This window comes from Rahnella ecdela (genome assembly GCF_019049625.1).
GTDB classification, from domain to species: domain Bacteria; phylum Pseudomonadota; class Gammaproteobacteria; order Enterobacterales; family Enterobacteriaceae; genus Rahnella; species Rahnella ecdela.
The window spans coordinates 136,458-156,598 of the sequence record NZ_JAFMOY010000132.1 but is presented as its reverse complement, the minus strand read 5'-3'; the positions used below and the strand labels follow the sequence as shown (position 1 = coordinate 156,598).

Annotated in this window: 22 protein-coding genes and 1 other annotated feature; of the genes, 20 read left to right on the top strand and 2 right to left on the bottom strand. The window is 50.6% G+C overall.

The annotated features are described in order from the left end of the window. Nucleotides 1-6: 6 nt before the first annotated feature. The 7 genes from rpmI (at nt 7) to J1784_RS21465 (ending at nt 5,974) form a co-directional block, all read left to right on the top strand. On the top strand, nt 7-204 hold the full coding sequence (gene rpmI / locus J1784_RS21495; RefSeq protein WP_013576135.1) for a 50S ribosomal protein L35: 198 nt from the start codon (nt 7-9) through the stop codon (nt 202-204). Nucleotides 205-246: 42 nt separating this feature from the next. Then, nucleotides 247-603, top strand: coding sequence for a 50S ribosomal protein L20 (gene rplT / locus J1784_RS21490; protein WP_056773451.1), 357 nt, complete (start codon nt 247-249; stop codon nt 601-603). A gap of 139 nt (nt 604-742) precedes the next feature. Continuing rightward, nucleotides 743-867: a sequence feature (Phe leader region), on the top strand. Continuing rightward, nucleotides 748-792 (top strand): pheST operon leader peptide PheM, encoded by a 45-nt coding sequence (pheM, locus tag J1784_RS21485; protein WP_106120997.1) that lies wholly within the window; start codon nt 748-750, stop codon nt 790-792. Its footprint overlaps the feature before it by 45 nt. Before the next feature lie 99 nt (nt 868-966). Then, on the top strand, nt 967-1,950 hold the full coding sequence (gene pheS, locus J1784_RS21480) for a phenylalanine--tRNA ligase subunit alpha (protein ID WP_112287976.1): 984 nt from the start codon (nt 967-969) through the stop codon (nt 1,948-1,950). A gap of 14 nt (nt 1,951-1,964) precedes the next feature. Continuing rightward, the gene (gene pheT, locus J1784_RS21475; RefSeq protein ID WP_217150884.1) at nt 1,965-4,352 is read left to right on the top strand and encodes a phenylalanine--tRNA ligase subunit beta; all 2,388 of its coding nucleotides are present in this window, start codon (nt 1,965-1,967) and stop codon (nt 4,350-4,352) included. A gap of 4 nt (nt 4,353-4,356) precedes the next feature. Continuing rightward, entirely contained in the window at nt 4,357-4,653 is a 297-nt protein-coding gene (gene ihfA, locus J1784_RS21470; protein ID WP_004089944.1) for an integration host factor subunit alpha, read from the top strand. 101 nt (nt 4,654-4,754) lie between these two features. Then, nucleotides 4,755-5,974, top strand: a protein-coding gene (locus J1784_RS21465; protein WP_238485649.1) for an IS3 family transposase whose coding sequence is annotated in 2 segments (ribosomal slippage) — nt 4,755-5,103 and nt 5,103-5,974 — 1,221 coding nt in all. Because the reading frame shifts where the segments join, the coding sequence is not laid out codon by codon here. Between the two features lie 362 nt (nt 5,975-6,336). On the opposite strand, the gene J1784_RS26660 is transcribed toward J1784_RS21465, so the two are convergent. Next, complete coding sequence (locus J1784_RS26660) at nt 6,337-6,465, bottom strand: lipoprotein (protein WP_274387345.1); 129 nt, start codon at nt 6,463-6,465, stop codon at nt 6,337-6,339. A 270-nt stretch (nt 6,466-6,735) separates the two neighbouring features. On the opposite strand from J1784_RS26660, the gene J1784_RS21460 reads away from it, so the two are divergent. The 13 genes from J1784_RS21460 (at nt 6,736) to J1784_RS21400 (ending at nt 19,194) form a co-directional block, all read left to right on the top strand. Further along, nucleotides 6,736-7,143, top strand: a complete 408-nt coding sequence (locus tag J1784_RS21460; RefSeq protein ID WP_217150883.1) for a DUF2502 domain-containing protein — start codon at nt 6,736-6,738, stop codon at nt 7,141-7,143. A 152-nt stretch (nt 7,144-7,295) separates the two neighbouring features. Then, nucleotides 7,296-8,303, top strand: coding sequence for a vitamin B12 ABC transporter permease BtuC (btuC, locus tag J1784_RS21455; RefSeq protein WP_217150882.1), 1,008 nt, complete (start codon nt 7,296-7,298; stop codon nt 8,301-8,303). Between the two features lie 63 nt (nt 8,304-8,366). Continuing rightward, nucleotides 8,367-8,918, top strand: a complete 552-nt coding sequence (locus J1784_RS21450) for a glutathione peroxidase (RefSeq protein WP_217150881.1) — start codon at nt 8,367-8,369, stop codon at nt 8,916-8,918. Between the two features lie 19 nt (nt 8,919-8,937). Further along, entirely contained in the window at nt 8,938-9,693 is a 756-nt protein-coding gene (gene btuD, locus J1784_RS21445; RefSeq protein ID WP_217151147.1) for a vitamin B12 ABC transporter ATP-binding protein BtuD, read from the top strand. Between the two features lie 354 nt (nt 9,694-10,047). Next, nucleotides 10,048-11,190, top strand: a complete 1,143-nt coding sequence (gene arnB, locus J1784_RS21440) for a UDP-4-amino-4-deoxy-L-arabinose aminotransferase (RefSeq protein WP_217150880.1) — start codon at nt 10,048-10,050, stop codon at nt 11,188-11,190. Then, on the top strand, nt 11,190-12,170 hold the full coding sequence (gene arnC, locus J1784_RS21435; protein WP_217150879.1) for an undecaprenyl-phosphate 4-deoxy-4-formamido-L-arabinose transferase: 981 nt from the start codon (nt 11,190-11,192) through the stop codon (nt 12,168-12,170). The genes arnB and arnC overlap by 1 nt, the downstream gene beginning before the upstream one ends. Continuing rightward, a complete protein-coding gene (gene arnA / locus J1784_RS21430; protein ID WP_217150878.1) occupies nt 12,170-14,152 on the top strand; it encodes a bifunctional UDP-4-amino-4-deoxy-L-arabinose formyltransferase/UDP-glucuronic acid oxidase ArnA in 1,983 nt (660 codons plus the stop codon). Before arnC ends, arnA begins: the two co-directional genes overlap by 1 nt. A gap of 13 nt (nt 14,153-14,165) precedes the next feature. Then, nucleotides 14,166-15,065, top strand: coding sequence for a 4-deoxy-4-formamido-L-arabinose-phosphoundecaprenol deformylase (gene arnD / locus J1784_RS21425; RefSeq protein WP_217150877.1), 900 nt, complete (start codon nt 14,166-14,168; stop codon nt 15,063-15,065). Continuing rightward, nucleotides 15,065-16,735 carry a lipid IV(A) 4-amino-4-deoxy-L-arabinosyltransferase gene (gene arnT, locus J1784_RS21420; protein ID WP_217150876.1) on the top strand — a complete coding sequence of 557 codons (1,671 nt, stop codon included), beginning with the start codon at nt 15,065-15,067 and terminating at the stop codon, nt 16,733-16,735. Before arnD ends, arnT begins: the two co-directional genes overlap by 1 nt. Then, a complete protein-coding gene (arnE, locus tag J1784_RS21415; RefSeq protein ID WP_217150875.1) occupies nt 16,732-17,064 on the top strand; it encodes a 4-amino-4-deoxy-L-arabinose-phosphoundecaprenol flippase subunit ArnE in 333 nt (110 codons plus the stop codon). The genes arnT and arnE overlap by 4 nt, the downstream gene beginning before the upstream one ends. Next, a complete protein-coding gene (gene arnF, locus J1784_RS21410; protein WP_217150874.1) occupies nt 17,061-17,450 on the top strand; it encodes a 4-amino-4-deoxy-L-arabinose-phosphoundecaprenol flippase subunit ArnF in 390 nt (129 codons plus the stop codon). The genes arnE and arnF overlap by 4 nt, the downstream gene beginning before the upstream one ends. 155 nt (nt 17,451-17,605) lie before the next feature. Continuing rightward, complete coding sequence (locus tag J1784_RS21405) at nt 17,606-18,085, top strand: NlpC/P60 family protein (RefSeq protein WP_120505966.1); 480 nt, start codon at nt 17,606-17,608, stop codon at nt 18,083-18,085. A gap of 95 nt (nt 18,086-18,180) precedes the next feature. Continuing rightward, nucleotides 18,181-19,194, top strand: coding sequence for a lipoate--protein ligase (locus J1784_RS21400; protein WP_217150873.1), 1,014 nt, complete (start codon nt 18,181-18,183; stop codon nt 19,192-19,194). Between the two features lie 47 nt (nt 19,195-19,241). Here J1784_RS21400 and J1784_RS21395 read toward each other — a convergent pair whose 3' ends face one another. Further along, complete coding sequence (locus tag J1784_RS21395) at nt 19,242-19,841, bottom strand: GNAT family N-acetyltransferase (protein ID WP_217150872.1); 600 nt, start codon at nt 19,839-19,841, stop codon at nt 19,242-19,244. Nucleotides 19,842-20,141 lie beyond the last annotated feature (300 nt).

Here is a 20,141-nt window from a genome sequence, read left to right as displayed (position 1 = left end):
TTTAAAATGCCAAAGATCAAAACAGTACGCGGCGCCGCTAAACGCTTCAAAAAAACCGCCAACGGTGGTTTTAAGCGTAAGCACGCAAACCTGCGTCATATTCTGACCAAAAAAGCTACTAAGCGTAAACGTCACTTGCGTCCAAAAGGCCTGGTATCCAAGAACGATTTGGGTCTGGTCTCTGCATGTCTGCCGTACGCATAAATACACTTTTTTTCATCTAGAATATAAAACTCAGGAGAGCATATGGCTCGCGTAAAACGTGGTGTGATTGCACGTGCACGTCACAAGAAAATCTTAAAACAGGCGAAAGGTTACTACGGTGCCCGTTCTCGCGTATATCGTGTTGCATTCCAGGCTGTTATCAAAGCTGGTCAATACGCTTACCGTGACCGTCGTCAAAAGAAACGTCAGTTCCGTCAGCTGTGGATCGCGCGTATCAACGCAGCAGCTCGTCAGAACGACATGTCTTACAGCAAATTCATTAACGGCTTGAAAAAAGCTTCTATTGAAATTGACCGTAAGATCTTGGCTGACATCGCAGTCTTCGACAAAGTGGTATTTGCCGCTCTGGTTGAGAAAGCGAAAGCAGCACTGGCGTAAGTCAGGTGAAAGAGGGAGCTTGCTCCCTCTTTTATATTTTGTGTTTAAAAACATTCTGTTTCGTTGTTTAATACCCTTAGTTTGATACGAAGCACTTCGTCAGAACATCAGCACAAAATTTACAACCGATAAGGTAACGCAAGCATGAATGCTGCTATTTTCCGTTTCTTTTTTTACTTTAGCGCCTGACTCAGGAAGGCTTTCGCGCGTAAGAGAAGAAACGAAAAGTAGCGCCTAAGCCTCCCTCGTGGAGGCTTTTTTGTATCTGTGCTTTATACACTAAGGTTCAGGGTCAAAATCGCGCCCCTGATTAATCACGGTTATTTTACATCGGGCCATATTGGCCAGAAGAAGAGGAAAGCAATGCCACATCTCGCAGAGCTGGTTGCCAATGCCAAGGCAGCCGTAGAGAGTGCTCAGGATATCGCCGCGCTGGATAACGTGCGTGTCGAATATCTGGGTAAGAAAGGCCACCTGACACTCCAGATGACAACACTCCGTGAATTACCTGCGGAAGAACGTCCGGCAGCGGGCGCGGTCATCAACGAAGCGAAAGCGCAGGTTCAGGAAGCCCTGAATGCGCGTAAAAATACGCTGGAGTCTGCCGAACTGAATGCACGCCTGGCTGAAGAAACGATTGACGTTTCCCTGCCTGGCCGTCGTATTGAAAACGGCGGTCTGCATCCGGTGACCCGAACTATCGACCGCATTGAAACCTTCTTCGGTGAATTAGGCTTTACCGTGGAAACCGGCCCGGAAATCGAAGATGACTATCATAACTTCGATGCCCTGAATATCCCGGGGCACCATCCAGCACGTGCTGACCACGATACTTTCTGGTTTGATGCCAAGCGTTTGCTGCGCACCCAGACTTCCGGTGTTCAGATCCGCACCATGAAAGATCAGCAGCCGCCGATCCGCATTATCGCGCCGGGCCGCGTTTATCGTAACGATTACGACCAGACTCACACCCCGATGTTCCATCAGATGGAAGGCCTGATTGTTGATAAAGACATCAGCTTCTCCAACCTGAAAGGCACACTGCACGATTTCCTGAACAACTTCTTTGAAGCTGATTTGCAGATCCGTTTCCGTCCTTCCTATTTCCCGTTCACAGAACCTTCCGCGGAAGTGGATGTAATGGGTAAAAATGGCAAATGGCTGGAAGTGCTGGGTTGCGGCATGGTGCATCCGAATGTACTGCGCAACGTCGGCATTGATCCTGAAGTGTATTCCGGTTTTGCCTTCGGGATGGGAATGGAACGTCTGACCATGTTGCGCTATGGCGTGACTGACTTACGTGCATTCTTCGAAAATGATCTGCGTTTCCTCAAACAGTTTAAGTAAGGCGGGAATATCACATGAAATTCAGTGAACTCTGGTTGCGTGAGTGGGTAAACCCAGCCATCAGCAGCGAAGCATTATCAGACCAAATCACCATGGCCGGCCTTGAAGTCGATGGCGTTGATCCGGTTTCCGGCGCTTTCAATGGCGTGGTAGTCGGTGAAGTCGTCGAATGTGGTCAGCACCCTAACGCAGACAAACTGCGTGTGACCAAAGTGAATGTCGGCGGCGATCGCCTGCTGGACATCGTTTGTGGTGCACCAAACTGCCGTCAGGGTCTTAAAGTTGCGGTCGCGACTGTGGGTGCTGTATTGCCGGGCGATTTCAAAATCAAAGCCGCCAAACTGCGTGGCGAGCCTTCAGAAGGCATGTTGTGTTCGTTCTCCGAGCTGGGTATTTCTGAAGATCACGACGGTATCATTGAGCTGCCGCTGAATGCGCCGGTTGGCACCGATATCCGCGAATTCCTGAAACTCGATGACACCATTATCGAAATCAGCGTGACGCCAAACCGTGCTGACTGTCTGGGCATTCTGGGCGTGGCGCGTGATGTGGCGGTGATTAATCAGCTGCCGCTGATTGAGCCGGACATCAATCCGGTACAGGCCACTGTTGACGCTACCATTTCCATTGATGTGCAGGCGCCTCAGGCGTGTCCGCGTTATCTGGGTCGTGTGGTTAAAGGTATTAACGTTAAGGCTGCCACACCATTGTGGATGCGTGAAAAACTGCGCCGCTGCGGTATCCGTTCTATAGACGCTGTTGTCGATATCACCAACTTCGTGTTGCTCGAACTGGGACAGCCGATGCATGCGTTCGATTTGAATCGCATCAGCGGTGGCATTGTCGTGCGTATGGCACAGAAAGACGAAGCGCTGACCTTGCTCGATGGCACAAAAGCAAAACTGGCGGAAGACACGCTGGTGATCGCTGACCACGAGAAAGCGCTGGCGATGGCCGGTATCTTTGGTGGCGAACATTCAGGTGTGAACGATGAAACGCAGGATGTCCTGCTGGAATCTGCGTTCTTTGCTCCGCTCTCAATCACTGGCCGCGCACGCCGTCAGGGCCTGCATACGGATGCTTCTCATCGCTATGAACGTGGTGTGGATCCTGAGTTGCAATTTAAAGCCATTGAACGTGCAACCGCGCTGCTGTTGAGCATCTGTGGCGGTGAAGCCGGTCCGGTCATCAACGCGACCTCAGAAGAGCATCTGCCAAAAGCGGCAACCATCACATTGCGCCGTGAAAAACTGGATCGTCTGATTGGACACCATGTTGAAGATGCACAGGTGACCGACATTCTGACCCGTCTGGGCTGCCAGGTTAAGCATAATGGCGACCACTGGGTGGCTGTTGCGCCAAGCTGGCGTTTCGATATGCAAATAGAAGAAGACCTGGTGGAAGAAGTGGCCCGTGTTTACGGCTACAACAACATTCCTGATGTGCCGGTGAAAGCCAGTCTGGTGATGACTAAACACCGTGAAGCGAATTTGTCGCTGAAACGTGTGAAAAATCTGCTGGTTGACCGCGGCTTCCAGGAAGCGATCACCTATAGTTTTGTTGATCCAAAAGTTCAGGCTCTGCTGCACCCTGGCGAAGAAGCGCTGATTTTGCCAAGCCCGATTTCGGTAGAAATGTCAGCAATGCGTCTTTCACTGTGGTCTGGCCTGCTGACTTGCGTAGTAAATAACCAAAATCGTCAGCAAAGTCGTGTGCGTTTATTCGAGAGCGGCCTGCGCTTTGTGCCTGATACACAAGCTGATTTGGGTATCCGTCAGGACGTCATGCTGTCTGGTGTGATCTCCGGAACGAAAAATGAAGAGCATTGGGATCTGGCGCGCCAGTCAGTTGACTACTACGATTTGAAAGGTGATCTTGAGGCTATTCTTGAGCTTACCGGCAAAATGAACGATGTACAGTTCAAGGTTGAAGCAAATCCTGCGCTGCATCCTGGGCAGAGCGCAGCGATTTATTTACGCGGCGAACGTATTGGTTTCATTGGTGTAGTACACCCTGAGCTGGAACGTAAACTCGATCTTAATGGTCGTACCGTGGTCTTCGAACTGCTGTGGAACAAGGTCGCAGACCGCGTACTGCCTGATGCGAAAGAGATTTCTCGCTTCCCGGCGAACCGTCGTGACATCGCTGTTGTAGTGGCCGAAAACGTGCCCGCAGACGATATTTTGGCAGAGTGCAAGAAAGTTGGCGCAAATCAGGTAGTTGGCGTAAACTTGTTTGATGTGTACCGTGGCAAGGGCGTAGCTGAAGGTTACAAGAGCCTGGCTATCAGTCTGGTGTTGCAGGATACCGGCCGTACACTGGAAGAAGAGGAGATCGCCGCTACCGTTGCGAAATGTGTAGAGGCTCTAAAACAGCGATTCCAAGCATCCTTGAGGGATTGAACCTATGGCGCTTACTAAAGCTGAAATGTCAGAACACCTGTTTGAGAAGCTCGGGCTGAGCAAACGGGATGCCAAAGACCTTGTTGAGATATTTTTCGAAGAAGTCCGTCGTGCTTTGGAAAATGGCGAGCAAGTAAAACTGTCTGGCTTTGGCAATTTTGATCTGCGTGACAAAAACCAACGTCCGGGACGTAACCCGAAAACCGGCGAAGATATTCCGATCACGGCGCGTCGTGTGGTGACTTTCCGTCCGGGACAGAAATTGAAAAGTCGTGTAGAAAATGCCACTCCGAAAGAATAAGTGAAATCAGCAAAAAGGCCGCGAAAGCGGCCTTTTTTTTGGGCTTGACCCGTCCTAATTAGCGTTGACACGTTTCCGACTTAAATCCGGAGAACGTGATAATGGCTGAGTTTAAACGCACGCAACGTGACTATCCTTTGTCTTTTAAAATTGCTGTTGTTGAGCAGGTTGAAAAAGGCGAACTGACCTACAAACAGGCTCAACTGCGCTATGGTATTCAGGGACGCTCTACCGTCCTGACCTGGTTGCGTAAGCATGGCCGACTCAACTGGGCTCCAGGTCTTCTTCAGCTCTCCAGCCGGAATTTACCCATGGATCAACCCTCTGCACCTTTAACGCCTGAACAAAGAATCAAAGAACTGGAAGAACAGCTTGAGCGGGTCACACAGAAAGCTGAGTTCCTGGACGCCGTCGTTAATGTCCTGAAAAATGACTTTGGGATCAGCGTAATAAAAAAGCGACCAGGCAGGTCCTCACACAAAAACAAACCCAAAAAATAACGATCACCCGCGTCTGCCAGTTTCTGGGCCACAGCCGCCAGGCATGGTACCAATATATTACCCGGCTGAATGAACGGCAGAAACAGGACGTAAAGATCATCAATTTTATTAAAACGGTCCGGATGCGACAGCCCCGTATCGGAACCCGTAAGCTGCACTATCTTCTTAAGGAACAATCAGATGGTGAGTTATATATCGGACGTGACAAACTCTTTTCTCTGCTCAAAGAACGCAGGTTACTGGTTCCCGTTAGACGGGCTTATCATAAAACAACTGACAGTCATCACCGTTTTCGGCGACATCCGAATCTACTGAAATCCGGGCCGGAACAGGTGGTGGTGTGCCATCCGGAGCAGGTGTGGGTGGCAGATATTACTTATTTGCCGACCCGAAGTGGGATGGTCTACCTGAGTCTGATCACTGATGCCTGTTCAAGGAGGATCATGGGGCATTATGTCCACAGCGATCTGCGCACAATAAATGTTGCAGAGGCGCTGAAAAGGGCGTTAAAACAGCGAAAAACGAGCGAGCCTCTGATACATCACTCCGACAGGGGAATACAATACTGTTCAGCGGCTTATCAGTCAGTACATGAGAAAAACGGCTTAACGTGTTCGATGACAGACGGTTATGACTGCTATCAGAATGCGCTGGCAGAAAGAGTGAACGGTATACTGAAGACAGAGTTCCTGCTGTCTCGGCCGGCAGACCTGGAACAGGCAAGAAAGATGGTGAAAGAATCGATAGAGATATACAACGGGGAGCGACCGCACCTGTCGTTAAAATACAAAACGCCCGATGAATTTCACCAGGCGTTTTGAGGCTGAAAAGTGTCAACCTATATCAGGACTAGTCACTACATTTGCGGTTTAGTGAAAGGAGAAATAGGCATAGAAATGCGCAGGAAGTGAAAAGATTTCGTTAATGAGGTAGTCGTTTCAGGAATCGTCTGATAGATTAAATTCAACGGCAAGGCGTCTTTAATATTATATTTTACGGATTAGTTGTTAATTATTATTTGTATTTATCATAAGCAATGTTTTGTTCAATTTTTATCTCGGTGGGATTGTATAAAACAAAAAAGGGGCCAAAGCCCCTTGATGTTAAACGCATTGGCATCTGTTTATATTCAGATTCGCAGTCAGTAATAAACAAATGCAATGATGAAAATTCTTAATTAACGTTAGTGCCAGTAATAATGCGGATGACCACCGCCATGACCACCACCGTGGCCGTAAGGGCCCGGGAAGATACAGCCACTAAGGCTTACAACGACCAGAGCAACACCAACGAAAGCTAGAATACGACGCATAGGAATGTCCTTTATTGGAATAAACAATTTAATTATAAATAAAAGGCCGGCGGGTTATCGTCAGGCTTGCGTTAAGATTTGTTAGTATCGTAATAAGAATTGAATAGTTAATAACCTTCGTCCTGCTGAACTATTTCAGTCAGGATATATATGTATTTTTATTGTAAGGCCACAGCAAGTTATCCGAAAATGCGCCGCTCTCTTATATTCTCTGTCTTTCCTGCCTGATATAAAAAACACGTCATAAAAAATAAAGAAGGCGTGACTCTTATGAAAAAATCTCTTTTATTGCTTTGTTGTGCACTGGCATTGCCTGTGATCGCGCAGGCAAATGTTTCTGTTGACGTTAACGTACCCGGCGTATCGGTGCATCTCGGGGATCAGGACCAGCGCGGCTACTACTGGGATGGTTATGACTGGCGTCCGCCGCAGTGGTGGCATGATCATCAGGGCCATCATTACGGTGAGCGCAATGAGCATGGTATGTACTGGCATGGCAACCGCTGGGACTCTAAACCGCCGCAGCGTGGCCATAGCAATCCGCCCCACAACCCACCCCACAATCAGGGGCATCCGAACAATGGCGATCACCACGATAATCGTGATCATCAGGGCGGGCATAATGACAATCACGGGAATGGACAGCCGATCCCGCCAGATGGCCATCAGGGCCACTGATCCCATAGCTTCCATAAAGACTTTTCAAGCCGGTGCTTTGTCACCGGCTTTTTTGTTTCCCATTTTTATCATTATCCGGTTCACTAGACAGAGCTAACTGACTAATATCGGTAGGATAGTCATCCACAGCAAGTCTCAGGAAACTGCTTTTCATGCCAATTCCGCAGACCTATTCTGCTCTTGAACAACAACGGGAACGCCGTGACCGCCGGTGGCTGGTCGGGCTGAGCCTGTTGCTGGTAATTATTTGCGTATTCAGCCTGAGCGCGGGTGAAAACTGGTTATGGCCCGATCAGTGGCTGAGCAGCGAGGCACGGCTTTTTGTCTGGCAGTTGCGCTTACCCCGCGCTATCGCCGTAATTTTAGTCGGTGCGGGTCTTGCCGTTGCTGGCGCAGTAATGCAGTCATTATTCGAAAATCCGCTCGCCGAACCCGGATTACTGGGCGTTGCCAATGGTGCTGGTGTGGCGCTGGTATTTTGCGTCATGCTCAGCCACGGCATTTTACCTGTCTGGGTGATGAGTCTGGCGGCGATTGCCGGTGCACTGGTTGTCACATTTTTCCTGTTAACTATTTCCCGTAAACGTCTGTTAACCAACGCCCGTATGCTGCTGGTTGGCGTCGCGATCGGTATCGTTTGCAGCGCCTTAATGACCTGGGCCATTTACTTCAGCAGCAATCTTGATTTACGCCAGCTGATGTACTGGATGATGGGCGGGTTCGGAGGCATGGACTGGAACCAGATCTGGCTGGGATTACTGTTACTGCCGGTATTGCTGTGGCTGATCTTTCAGGGCAAAGCCCTCAACCTGCTGTCACTGGGGATTGTACAGGCGCAGCAACTGGGGATATCGCTGACGGCGTGGCGCTACGTTCTGGTTCTCGCGGTCGGCTGGATTGTCGGGCTGAGTGTGGCGTTGTCCGGGGTGATAAGTTTTATCGGACTGGTTATTCCGCATATTTTACGTCTGGCAGGTATCACCGATCAGCGTCGTTTACTGCCAGCCTGTGCGCTTGGCGGCGCCTGCGTGTTACTTCTCGCAGACGTAGTATCAAGAATTGGTCTGCATGCAGCAGAATTGCCCGTCGGGGTGGTTACCGCCACGCTGGGGGCTCCGGTCTTCATCTGGCTGCTGATCAGAGTCGGACAAATCCGCTGATTATTTATGGCGGGTCGTCTATGCTCTCCCTTTACCTAACCTGCAACTATCAGGATAAAAACGATGAGTAATGACATTTTTAACATCTCCCTGAAAACCATTGATGGCGAAACCACAACGCTGGGTGCTTATAAAGGTTCTGTATTGCTGGTCGTGAATGTAGCGTCACAATGTGGCCTGACCAAGCAGTATGAAGGCCTGGAAAATATTTATCAGGCATGGCATGACCAGGGATTTGAGGTTCTGGGCTTCCCGTGTAACGAGTTTGGTGCGCAGGAACCGGGCACGGAAGATGAAATTAAAACCTTCTGTACCACGAACTTTGGTGTGAAATTCCCGATGTTCAGCAAAATCAACGTCAATGGCGAAAACCGTCATCCGCTGTATTCTGCGCTGATTGCGGCCCGTCCCACGGCGGTAAAACCGGAAGACAGTGCGTTCTACGAGCGTCTGGCGAGCAAAGGCCGTCAGCCGCTAAAACCGGATGATATTTTGTGGAACTTTGAGAAATTCCTTATCGGCCGTGACGGCACTGTGGTGCAGCGCTTCGCACCGGACATGACGCCGGAAGATCCTATTCTGATGGAAACTATCAAAGCCGCACTGGCGAAATAACAGATTGATGCAAGCACACATGCTGGAATGTCGCGAAATTGCGGTTGAAGGTCGCCTTCTGGCGTTTAGTTCGCACATCGCGCCAGGAAGCCGCGTTCATCTCATCGGGCCAAACGGAGCAGGGAAGAGCACATTACTGAACCGGCTGGCAGGAATGTCGGGTGGGAAAGGTGAGGTCTTTATCGACGGACAACCTCTGGCTGAACTGTCAGGGCCGCGTCTGGCCCGACTACGTGCGTGGCTTTGCCAGCAGCTGACACCGGCATCTCTGATGCCGGTCTTTCAATATCTGTCACTTCATCAGCCGCAAAATTCCGATCCTGTTGTGCTGGGGCGCACGATTGCAAGATTGTGCTCCGCGCTGCATCTTGACGATAAACTTGCCCGCCCGGTCACGCATCTTTCGGGGGGAGAATGGCAGCGGGTTCGCCTCGCGGCAGTTTTACTGCAGGTGTGGCCTGATGTGAATCCGGACAGCCGGTTGCTGTTTCTCGACGAACCGATGAACAGTCTGGACGTGGCGCAACAGCAGGCACTGGACAAGCTGCTCACAGAATTCTGCGCTGCCGGACGTTCAGTGGTGATAAGCGACCACGATCTCAATCATACTTTGCATTATGCTCATGAAGTCTGGCTGATGTCGGCGGGTGAGGTTGTTTCGGCGGGGAAATGTTCTGTAGTTATGCGACCTGAAACACTTTCTGCGGTTTATCAGGTGGCATTTCAGGGATATGAACTGGCCGGTCGCCAATGGATAATGGCAGCGATGGCGTAACGCACTACTTAATCAATAGCGGTGTAATTATTTTATTATCAGCTGTTAGGTTTTTGACTGACCTTACCCTGTTCATAAAAAGAACAGTGTTTTCATTTTCTAAATAAAGTTCATTTTTTAGCATGTCGTTGAGTTGAATTCAATGCCTTGTTTTTAAAAAGCTTTTGCTTATCAATATTATTTCTTTTCTTCTGGTTTAGTTTCTATTTAACTTCACAAAACTGGAAAATCCTTAAGGTTAAATTAAGATTAAACCGACATCATAAGATTCATAAATTTATGACAGTGTTTACCTGTCGTTAAATAAATACGGTCTAAAGTTGGCATCAATTAATTACCTTTCGGGACAGCGTAATGGAAAACTTTTTGCCTTTCTCCCGTCCGTCTATGGGCGAAGAAGAGATAGCGGCTGTGGGACAGGTTTTGCGCTCAGGGTGGATTACCACCGGACCACAAACAAACCAGCTGGAACAGGATTTCTCCGCCGCTTTCGGTTGTAAACATGCTATCGCAGTCAGTTCCGCAACCGGTGGCATGCATGTCACGCTGATGGCGTTGGGCATTGGTCCCGGCGATGAAGTCATTACCCCATCCCAGACATGGGTTTCAACTATCAATATGATTGTTCTGCTGGGCGCAGAACCCGTCATGATCGACGTTGACCCGGATACCCTGATGGCCAGTGCAGAAGCCATTGCTTCCGCCATCACGCCTAAAACTAAAGCGATTATCCCGGTGCATTACGCGGGCGCGCCTTTAGATCTTGACGCGATTTACGCTGTCGCCAGTGAACACGGTATTCCGGTCGTAGAAGATGCTGCACATGCAGCAGGGACCCGTTACCGCGACCGCTGGATTGGCGCGCAGGGAACGGCAATTTTCTCCTTCCACGCAATCAAAAATATGACCTGCGCCGAAGGTGGCCTGATCGCCACGGATGACGACGAACTGGCGAATAAAGTCCGCGCGTTGAAATTCCACGGTCTGGCCGTTGATGCCTTTGATCGCCAGGTTCTCGGGCGCAAACCGCAGGCTGAAGTTGTCGAGCCCGGTTTTAAATACAATCTGTCCGACATTCACGCGTCTATTGCGGTCGTTCAGCTTAAGCGCCTGCATGAAATCAATGCGCGACGCGCCGAACTGGCTCAGCTTTATCTCGATAAATTACAGGGCTCACCTTATCTGCCAATGAATGTGCCGGCTTACCCGCACCTTCATGCCTGGCATTTATTCATGATCCGTGTGGATGAAGAGCGTTGCGGTATCAGCCGTGACGACCTGATGGAACGCCTGAAAGAGCAGGGGATCGGAACCGGTTTGCATTTCCGCGCAGCTCACACTCAAAAATATTACCGCGAACGTTATCCGCACCTGAGCCTGCCAAACAGTGAATGGAATTCGGCACGTTTGTGCAGCCTGCCGCTGTTCCCTGATATGCAAAACAGTGATGTGGACCGTGTTGTCGCGGCTCTTTTTTCCCTTCTGGAGGCGCAGTAGTGGCGCAATACGAACCCATTCGTAAAGTCTCGGTGGTTATCCCGGTCTACAACGAAGAAGAAAGCTTGCCAGCGTTGTTATCACGTACGCAGGCAGCCTGTAAGCAATTAACGCAACAATACGAAATCATTCTGGTGGATGACGGCAGTTCTGACAGCTCCGGCGACATGCTCACCGCAGCCGCAGAACAACCGGACAGCCATGTTATTGCTGTATTGCTCAACCGCAATTACGGTCAGCATTCCGCCATTATGGCCGGTTTCAGCCATGTGTCAGGCGACCTGGTCATTACGCTTGATGCTGACCTGCAAAACCCACCGGAAGAAATCCCGCGCCTGGTCGCCACGGCCGATGAAGGCTACGACGTTGTTGGTACCGTGCGCGCGAACCGCCGCGATTCGTGGTTCCGTAAATCGGCCTCGAAAATGATCAACATGATGATCCAGCGCGCCACCGGTAAATCAATGGGCGATTACGGTTGCATGTTGCGTGCTTATCGCCGCCACATTATCGAAGCCATGTTGCATTGCCACGAACGCAGCACCTTTATTCCTATTCTGGCAAACACCTTCGCCCGCAAAACGATTGAGATCCCGGTTCAGCACTCAGAGCGCGAATTCGGTGATTCCAAATACAGCCTGATGAAACTCATCAACCTGATGTATGACCTGATCACCTGCCTGACCACCACGCCGCTGAGAATGCTCAGCGTGGTGGGCAGTGCGATCGCCATCTTCGGGTTTGTGCTGGCGGTATTTCTGATTTTAATGCGCCTTATCAACGGTCCTGCCTGGGCTGCGGATGGCGTGTTTACGCTATTTGCATTGTTATTCATGTTTATCGGTGCGCAATTTGTGGGCATGGGGTTACTCGGTGAATACATCGGGCGTATCTACAATGATGTCCGTGCGCGTCCCCGTTATTTCGTTCAAAAAGTCGTCGGCGTTCGTTCCGAAGATAACAGTCAGGATAAAGAGTGATGAAAGCGATTGTATTTGCTTACCATGATATCGGTTGTGTTGGTTTACAGGCTCTGGTTGACGCGGGTTATGATGTTCAGGCGGTCTTTACGCACACTGATGCCCCGAATGAAAACCAGTTCTTTTCATCTGTGGCCCGTCAGGGCGCTGAACTGAATCTGCCAGTTTACGCACCGGAAGACGTAAACCATCCATTGTGGGTCGACCGCATCCGTGCTTTACAGCCTGATGTTATTTTCTCTTTCTACTATCGCAACATGCTGAGCGAAGAGATTTTATCTCTGGCGCCACACGGCGGTTTCAATCTGCACGGTTCATTGCTGCCACGCTACCGTGGCCGCGCACCGGTTAACTGGGCACTGCTTAATGGCGAAACTGAAACCGGCGTTACGCTGCATAAAATGGTTAAACGCCCGGATGCGGGCGATATCGTGGGTCAGCGTAAAGTGGCTATTGCCGCTGATGACACCGCACTCAAACTGCACGCTAAAGTGCGTGATGCCGCTAAAGCACTTCTGACGGATGTATTGCCGGAAATGAAAGCCGGTAAAATCACCCTGACCCCGCAAGACGAATCCCAGGCCAGCTATTTTGGCCGTCGTACCGCTGCGGATGGCGAAATTCACTGGCACAAATCTGCTACTGAAATTAATAACCTGATCCGTGCTGTGACCGAACCTTACCCGGGTGCGTTCTCTTATCTGGGTCAGCGTAAACTGACTGTCTGGCGGGCACGTCCGCTGGATACTCAGCATGACAAACAACCGGGCACCGTGCTTTCTTCTGATCCGCTGACCATCGCCTGTGGCGAAGGTGCACTGGAAATTCTGGCGGGGCAGAGCGAAAACGGCCTGTATGTTCAGGGTTCCCGTCTGGCGCTGGAACTGGGCATCATGCCTGACATGCGCGTGTCGACGCTGCCAACGGCCGTTATGAAACGCCGTACCCGTGTGCTGATTCTGGGGGTGAATGGTTTCATTGGTAACCACCTGAGCGAACGTTTGCTGCGTGAAGACCGTTATGAAATTTATGGTCTCGATATCAGCTCTGACGCGGTCAGCCGCTTCATGGATAACCCGCATTTCCACTTCGTTGAAGGCGATATCAGCATCCATTCAGAGTGGATCGAATATCACATCAAAAAATGTGATGTCGTTCTGCCGCTGGTGGCCATCGCAACGCCAATCGAATACACCCGTAACCCGCTGCGCGTGTTCGAACTGGATTTCGAAGAAAACCTGAAAATCGTTCGCGACTGTGTGAAATACAAAAAACGCATCATCTTCCCGTCAACGTCTGAAGTTTACGGTATGTGTGATGACAAAGAATTCGATGAAGATCATTCCCGTCTCATCGTCGGCCCGATCAACAAACAACGCTGGATTTACTCTGTTTCTAAACAGCTGCTGGATCGTGTTATCTGGGCTTATGGCGCGAAAGAAGGCCTGAAATTCACGCTGTTCCGTCCGTTTAACTGGATGGGACCACGTCTGGATAACCTGGATGCGGCGCGAATCGGCAGCTCACGTGCGATCACTCAGCTGATCCTGAATCTTGTAGAAGGTTCTCCGATCAAACTGGTCGATGGCGGCGAGCAGAAACGCTGCTTTACTGACATCAACGACGGTATCGAAGCGTTGTTCCGCATCATCGAGAACCGCGACAACCTGTGTGACGGTCAGATAATTAACATCGGTAACCCGACCAACGAAGCGAGCATCCGTCAGCTGGCAGAAATGCTGCTGAGCAGCTTTGAAGCTCACCCGCTGCGTGCTCAGTTCCCGCCGTTTGCCGGTTTCAATCTGGTCGAGAGCAGCACTTACTACGGTAAAGGCTATCAGGACGTTGAGCACCGCACGCCGAGCATCAAAAATGCCCGTCGTCTGCTGGACTGGAAACCTGAAATTGGCATGGATAAAACTGTCGCCGAGACGCTGGATTTCTTCCTGCGTTCTGTAAATCCTGACGCTGACAAAGCCTGATACGGTGCCAGACATGAAGAAAGTGGGTCTGCGCATAGATGTGGATACCTGGAGCGGCACCCGTGAGGGTGTCCCTCAGCTTCTGCAAACCCTTGCAAAACATAAAATTACCGCCAGTTTCTTCTTCAGCGTTGGCCCGGATAACATGGGGCGCCACTTGTGGCGCCTGCTTAAACCGCGCTTTCTGTGGAAAATGCTGCGCTCCAATGCTGCCTCTCTTTACGGCTGGGATATCTTGCTGGCGGGCACCGCCTGGCCGGGTAAACCTATCGCACGTGACCTTGGTTATCTGATGAAAGAAACCGCGAAACGTGGCCACGAAGTCGGATTGCACGCCTGGGATCATCAGGGCTGGCAGGCAAAAGTCGGGAAATGGTCAGAGAAACAGCTGGAAGAACAAATCCGGCTGGGGCTGGATGCGCTTGAAAAAAGCCTGGGTCATGACGTTGAATGTTCGGCGGTAGCGGGCTGGCGTGCAGATGAACGCGTCATAGAAGTGAAAGAGCGTTTTCATTTCTATTACAACAGCGATTGCCGCGGAACCCATCCTTTCCTGCCCGTGCTGGAAAATGGAACTCTGGGAACGGTGCAAATTCCGGTGACGCTGCCGACTTACGATGAAGTGGCGGGTGGCGAAATTACTGCGGATAACTTCAATGATTTCATTCTTGATGCTATCGCCCAAGATACGGGTGTGCCGGTTTATACCATCCACGCCGAAGTGGAAGGGATGTCGCTGGCAACCCATTTTGACGAGTTACTGACTCGCGCTGCCGCGCAGGGGATCCAGTTTTGTGCGCTGGGCGATTTACTCCCGCAAGATCTCAGTACGTTGCCGCATGGCAAAGTAGTTCGCGCCAGTTTCCCTGGACGGGAAGGTTGGTTAGGTTGTCAGCAAGAAGGTTTTTCCTGATGTCGAAAACAATTAAAGGCGTATGGAGCACCCTGATCCTGGTGTTCTTCGCGCTCGTTTATCTTGTTCCTCTTAATACCCGCATGTTGTGGCAACCCGATGAAACCCGTTATGCCGAAATCAGCCGCGAAATGCTTCAGCGCGGCGACTGGGTTGTACCTCATCTTCTCGGATTGCGTTATTTTGAAAAACCGGTGGCAGGTTACTGGTTCAACAATATCAGCCAGATGATTTTTGGTGAAAGCAACTTTGCGGTGCGTTTTGGTTCCGTCTTCAGCACTATGCTGAGCGCCATTCTGGTGTTCTGGCTGGCAAATCTGATGTGGCGTAATCGTCAGACCGCTTACATCGCTGTGCTTATCTACCTTTCCACTTCGCTGGTGTTCAGTATCGGCACTTACAGCGTTCTGGATCCGATGATCACCCTGTGGATGACCGCAGCTATGGTCGCCACCTGGTTCTGCCTGCGGGTTTCGCGGACACCGCAGAAAGCCATGAGCTGGATAGCTCTGGGACTGGCCTGCGGTATGGGCTTTATGACCAAAGGTTTTCTGGCGCTGGCGCTGCCAGTGATCGCGGTTCTGCCGATTGTCTGGCGGGAAAAACGCTTCAAAACCCTGTTTGGCTGGGGGCCGCTGGCGGTTCTGAGCGCGGTGGTACTGAGTTTGCCGTGGGTGCTGGCAATTGCGCGACATGAACCTGATTTCTGGAATTACTTCTTCTGGGTCGAACATATTCAGCGGTTCGCTGAAGCGGATGCACAACATAAAGCGCCGTTCTGGTTCTATCTGCCGGTGCTCTTATTGGGCGCTCTGCCTTGGCTCGGTTTGCTGCCGGGCGCATTGCGTGAAGGCTGGACTAAACGGGTTATGCGCCCGGAACTGTTCTTCCTGCTGAGCTGGGCGATTATGCCGCTGATCTTTTTCACCATTGCCAAAGGTAAACTGCCGACCTACATTCTGCCGTGCTTTGCGCCGATTGCGTTGCTGATGGCTGATTATCTCGAACAGATCCGCCAGTCTGGTAAATTACGCGCGTTGAAAGCGAATGGTGTCCTCAACATCATCTTTGGTGTTCTGATGGCGGTCGCTGTTCTGGTGATATCAGGCATTCTGCCGTTCCACGTTAAAGCCGTCTTTACCCGCACGGAATTACCCCGCGCTCTGATCGGTATTCTCTGTTTTGCCGTGTGGGCGCTGGCAGGGGCGATGTCTCTGACTGACGTGAAAAAACGCTGGTACTGGGGCGCGGTCTGCCCGCTGGTCCTGGCGCTTTTAGTCGGACAAGCCATTCCGCAGAAAATCATAGATTCCAAACAACCTCAGAACTTTTTAGAGCAACACTTTGATTTGTTACATGACAGTCGTTTTGTTCTGGCAGACAACGTCGGTGTGGCTACCGCAGTTGCCTGGTCACTGAAGCGCAGTGATATTCTGATGTTTGATGAAAAAGGCGAGTTGCAATACGGATTAAGTTATCCTGATGCCAAAGATAACTTTATTGATGCAGCAGGCTTCCCTGCATGGCTGCAGAAAGCCCGTCAGGAAGGAAATGTCTCTGTGATCCTCAGGCTTGACCGCAATGCGCAAATAAAATCAACCCTGCCTGCGGCTGACCAAACAGTGAAGTTTGATCGTCAGGCGATACTGTTCTACAAAAAACTGCCATGACCGGATTCCTTCTGGTTCTGGCGGTCAGTGTGATTACCTGTGCCGGTCAGCTTTGTCAGAAGCAGGCCGCTCAGGTGTCCGCTGACGGAATGGCGCGCGTACTGCGCTGGCTGGGACTGGCGGTGCTGCTGTTGGGCATCGCCATGCTGCTGTGGCTGCGGGTATTACAGCTGATGCCGCTGAGTCTGGCGTATCCGATGCTCAGTCTGAATTTTGTTCTTATTACCTTATGTGCCCGCTGGTTTTTCCATGAATATGTCGACGGTCGCCACTGGTGCGGCGTCGCGTTAATCATGTCCGGGATTGCACTGATGAGTGTCAGCTTATGAAAGGCTATCTGTGGGGCGGAGCCAGTGTGCTGCTGGTGACAACCGCGCAACTTCTGATGAAATGGGGGATGGTGCAGCTCCCGTGGATTGCTCTGTCTGCCATTGACACCTCGTTTATTCTTAGCCATTTAAGCGCGCTGATTGCGGTATTTTTTGGATTGTGCGGATACGTATTATCTATGGGCTGCTGGTTTTTTGCTTTACGGCATCTGCCGCTCAACCGCGCTTATACCTTGCTGAGTCTGAGCTATGCGCTGGTATATATCGCGGCGGTAACCTTGCCCTGGTTCAATGAAAGCATCAGCTTAACCAAAACGATGGGCGGGTTACTTATTCTGTCCGGTGTGTGGTTGATTCACAGTAAGCCTGTCAAAAAGCCTGAATAAATTTATTCTGAAACGATAAAAATCATCATAAAAGATTGGATGACGGATAAAATAGCGCTAAATTCTATTAGTTCTTAGATAACGGCGACTTATCCGGCCCGCGCAAACCTTCGTGTTCCGGTGATGCCGTGACGCTATTGAGGAAGGAATGCACTATGCGCTGGTCGTCCGTATCCATGTATTCCCTGCTGGCTGTTGCCGCGTTAATTCTTAACGGTTGCAGCAGCCACGCTCCACCGCCAAGCGGCCGGTTTGCTGATTCAATTACCGTTGTTGCCGAGCTTAATGATCAGCTCAGTCAATGGCATGGTGCGCCTTATCGTTATGGCGGCTTACAACCCAGCGGCGTCGATTGTTCCGGTTTCGTCTTTCGTACTTATCGCGATCGTTTTGGGGTGGTATTACCAAGAACAACAGTCGATCAAACTAAAATCGGCACTAAAGTTTCCCGTGATGAACTCCTTCCCGGCGATCTGGTTTTCTTTAAAACCGGCAGCGGAGAGAACGGTTTACACGTCGGGATTTACGATACCGCAGACCAGTTTATTCACGCCTCGACCAGTCAGGGCGTCACGCGTTCCTCACTCGATAACGTCTACTGGCGCAAGGTCTACTGGCAAGCTCGCCGTATCTGATACGGCATAAAACCCATTCCCCCTGATTTCACTGCGTATTTCATCCTGTTTTTTGCTGTTATTATCAGAGCAGACTCATTCAGGATGAATATGCGATGAAACCTCTCAGACTATTACTTTCCGATTCTTATGATCCCTGGTTCAACCTCGCCGTAGAAGATTGCATCTTCCGCGAAATGACGACTCAGCGGGTTTTATTCCTCTGGCGTAATGCTGAAACTGTGGTGATCGGGCAGGCGCAAAATCCCTGGAAAGAATGTAATACCCGAAGAATGGAAGAAGACGGTATCCGGCTGGCACGCCGCAGTAGTGGCGGTGGCGCGGTGTTTCATGATCTTGGGAATACTTGTTTTACGTTTATGGCGGGTAAGCCGGAATATGACAAAAGTGTCTCGACCAACATTATCCTCAATGCCTTAAAAAGCTCAGGCATCGACGCCAGCGCTTCCGGCCGCAACGATCTGGTGGTTCAGACCGCAGAAGGTGAGCGCAAAATCTCAGGTTCAGCTTATCGTGAAACGGCAGACCGCGGTTTTCATCACGGAACTTTGCTGCTCAATGCCGACCTGAGCCGTCTGGCAAACTATCTCAATCCTGATATCAAAAAGTTGCAGGCGAAGGGAATTACGTCAGTACGTTCCAGGGTGGCAAATCTCAGTGAATTTGTGCCGGATATTAACCACGAGCAGATTTGCGAAGCCGTGACTGCCGCTTTCTTTGACTGGTACGGTGCGAGCGTGGAACCGGAAATTATCTCACCAGACGTTTTCCCTGATATTCCGGGCTTCCCGGAACGATTTGCGAAACAAAGCAGCTGGGAATGGAATTTTGGCAAAGCACCGGCATTCAGCCATCTGCTGAACGAACGTTTTGTCTGGGGCGGGGTGGATATCCACTTTGACGTTGAAAAAGGCAGCATCAGCCGCGCGCAGGTTTTCACTGACAGCCTGAATCCAACCCCTTTACTGGCCTTAGCCGATGCACTTGTTGGTACGCGCTACCATGCGCAGGATGTCGGACTCACGTGCCAGGAAATCCTCGGTCAATATCCGGAAATGCGGGCAGAACTGACCGAACTACAATCCTGGCTGGTGCGTTGTATTCAGTAAGTATGAGTCCCGGAGATAGCCATTCTTACGCTGTCTCCGGTAAGAATTTAGCCACGACTCAGTTTATGTTGCAGACTTCTTTTCACCATCAGCCATTCATGGTCAATGATGGAAAAAACCACTGTGTCGCGATAACTCCCGTCAGCATTTTTGCTGTGATTGCGTAATACGCCATCCTGTTTAGCCCCCAGACGGGAAATCGCCGTGCGTGATTTATGATTATGCCAGTGAGTCCTGAATTCAACGGCAATCGCCTGAAGTTGTTCAAACGCATACTCCAGCATAAGTGCCTTACATTCTGTGTTCACCGAGGTTCGCTGGAAACGTAGCGCATACCAGGTAAAACCAATTTCCACCCGGTGGTTTTTGACATCGGCATTGGAAAATCGCGTCGTGCCGATAACTTGTCGGGTATCGTTATGGACGACAACGTATGGCAGAGCGCGTCCTGCCGCCTGCTCATTCAGGGCATCATCAATATACTTTGTCACCGTTTCCGGGCGGGGAACGGAGGTAAACCAAAGCTCCCATAATTCGCCGTCGGCAGCAGCTTCAGCCAGTGCCTCCGCATGGTCGTGACGTAAAGGGTGCAAACTGATAGTACTGCTTTCCAGAACCGCTTCTTTTAACCATAACGTCGCTGACATTGTCTAATAACCCCAGGTTTATTATTTGTTTAGAGGAGATGAAGCGTTCTGAGTGAGTGCCTCATTTGCCGCAGAACGCCTTGCGCGATATCTCATAAGACACTATAACCATTAACTAAAATCTTTGAAGATGCCTACGCGCAGACGTTCGCGTAAAATGTGACCTTTAATTTGTCTAAATATGTCTGATCGCGCTCATGCTGAACGTTGCGTGTTTTCACTGCTGACGATAAGATTAGTCTGAAACCCCTGTAATGACTGACATATCCCTCAATGAGAAGGTGAATAAGGGGAATCACA